Annotated in this window: 2 protein-coding genes and 1 pseudogene; 2 read left to right on the forward strand and 1 reads right to left on the reverse strand. The window is 74.3% G+C overall.

Annotated elements, in window-relative coordinates; genetic code table 11:
- Positions 1-264: pseudogene (locus AB0M52_RS33565) on the reverse strand (tRNA (guanosine(46)-N7)-methyltransferase TrmB); the annotation flags it as partial.
- 273 nt (positions 265-537) lie between these two features.
- Here AB0M52_RS33565 and AB0M52_RS33570 point away from each other — a divergent pair.
- Both AB0M52_RS33570 and AB0M52_RS33575 read left to right on the forward strand, forming a co-directional pair.
- Positions 538-1107, forward strand: coding sequence for a hypothetical protein (locus AB0M52_RS33570; RefSeq protein WP_363961873.1), 570 nt, complete (start codon positions 538-540; stop codon positions 1105-1107).
- Positions 1108-1363: 256 nt separating this feature from the next.
- A partial coding sequence (locus AB0M52_RS33575) for a class F sortase (RefSeq protein ID WP_363961875.1) occupies positions 1364-1939 on the forward strand: 576 nt, incomplete at its 3' end.

The following is a 1939-nucleotide window of genomic DNA, read 5'->3' on the forward strand; positions in this document are numbered from 1 at the left end:
CCGTACGTTGCCCAGGCCACGCAGGTGGACCAGGTCCAGCAGGTTGGCAATTCCGGGCGTGTGCACCTCGACCGCCAGATAGTCTCGATCCGGGTCGGCGGCGGCCATTTCGACCGTCGTGTCGCCCATACCGGATCCGATCTCGACCACCAGCGGAGCTCGGCGGCCGAACAGCCCGGCGGGGTCGAACGGCGCGGCGTCGGGGACGCGCAGGCCGTACGCCGGCCAGAGCTGCTCCAACGCCGCCGTCTGTCGGCCGCTCATCCGGCCGCGTCGCGGGTGGAAGGTACGGATCGCCCGCGCCGGGTGCGGCGCGGACACGGCGGGAAGCGGGTCGGTGTAGGTCACAGCGAACCGAGCCTACGCGAGCACCGCGCCGGATCGGATGTGATGTACGACCGGGGGTGAGACCATCATCCCGTACGGCAGACCGGGTGTCCGGCGGCGCCCGGCGAGTGCTTCGGCGCGCCGGGAGGGGGCATCGTGTCAGGGAGCCGCACACGTCCGGCGCTGTGGGCCGCCTCGTACGCCGCTCCGCTGCTGGCCTTCGCTGCCGTCGCCCCGCTGCTCGCCGCCGCGCTGGCCGCGCCGTTCGTGGTGGCGGCGCCGGCCCGGGCCGCCGGACCAGGTCCGACCGCCGCCCAGAATGCCGTTTGGCGGCCGGTCGCCGCACCGGATCCACCCGGCCCGAACGTCTTCATCGAGGTCAGCCCGGGCACCGTGGAACCGGGGCACCTGGTCGGGCTCCGGGCCAGCTGCCAGGACAACTCGGTGGGCGCCATCGTGATCTCGGACGCCTTCGGCCGGGTCGCCGTGCAGCCGCAGCGCGGGTTGCTGACCGGGACGGCCCAGGTGAAGGATCGGGTGCTGCCCGGCAGCTACCGGGTCAAGCTGGAATGCCGGGGCGGCGAGACCGCGTCGACCATGCTCCAGGTGGTACGCACCGTCAAGCCCAGCGGCAGGCCCAGCCGGGGGCCGGCGACCGGCTTCGGCGGCGGTGCCGGTGGCGTCACCTCCGGTCTGCTGCTTCCCGCCGGGCTCGCGCTGACCATCACCGGCGTCGTCGTGTGGTTCATGACTGCGCGCCGCCGCGGCGCGCGTCGGTGAGCCTGCCATGCCGGCCGCTCGCGCCCCACGACCATCCGGCTCCGGCCGTACGCCGCGACCATCCGGCTCCGGGCGTGCGGCGCGAACCGCTGGTGCCGGCCGTACGGCGCGCCCCGCACCTCGCCCCGAACTCTTCCTGCCATATCCCGACGGCCGCACGCCCCGGCCACCCGCCTTCGCCCCCAACCCCGAGGTCTTCGCCCCCCACTCCGGTCGTTCCCGCCGCCAGCGGCGGTCCGGCCGTAGCCCTTGGTCGATACCGCTGGCCGTGGTGCTGGTGCTGGCCGGCGTCTTCGCCACCGGCGCCGGGCTGGGGCGCGCGGTCGGCGATCCGCTGGAGTGGGCCGCTGCCGCCGCCGGTGGCGAGCGGTCGTCGGCCGGTGCGCCGGCCGCCCGTACGACCGCCCGACCGGTGAGCCTCTCCGTCCCGTCGATCGACGTCTCCGCGCCGGTGAAGCCGGTCGGCGACGCGCCGGACGGCACGATCGGCGTGCCGCCGCTGAGCCGGCACGAGGAGACCGGCTGGTACGACCGGGGGCCTGTTCCCGGCGACCCGGGTCCCGCGGTCATCGTCGGGCACGTCGACACCAAGAACGGCCCATCGGTCTTCTACGACCTGGGCAAGATGCGGGTGGGCGACCCGATCGAGGTGACCCGGGACGACGGTTCGGTGGTGGTGTTCACCGTGGACTCGGTGGAGCACTTTCCCAAGGACCAGTTGCCAGCCGACCGCGTCTACGGTCACGAGGGCCCGGCCGGCCTGCGGCTGATCACCTGCGGCGGCCAATGGATCGGCGGCCGCACCGGCTACGCCGACAACGTGATCGTCTTC

The sequence above is a fragment of the Micromonospora sp. NPDC051296 genome, assembly GCF_040682255.1.
Classification (GTDB): domain Bacteria; phylum Actinomycetota; class Actinomycetes; order Mycobacteriales; family Micromonosporaceae; genus Micromonospora; species Micromonospora craterilacus.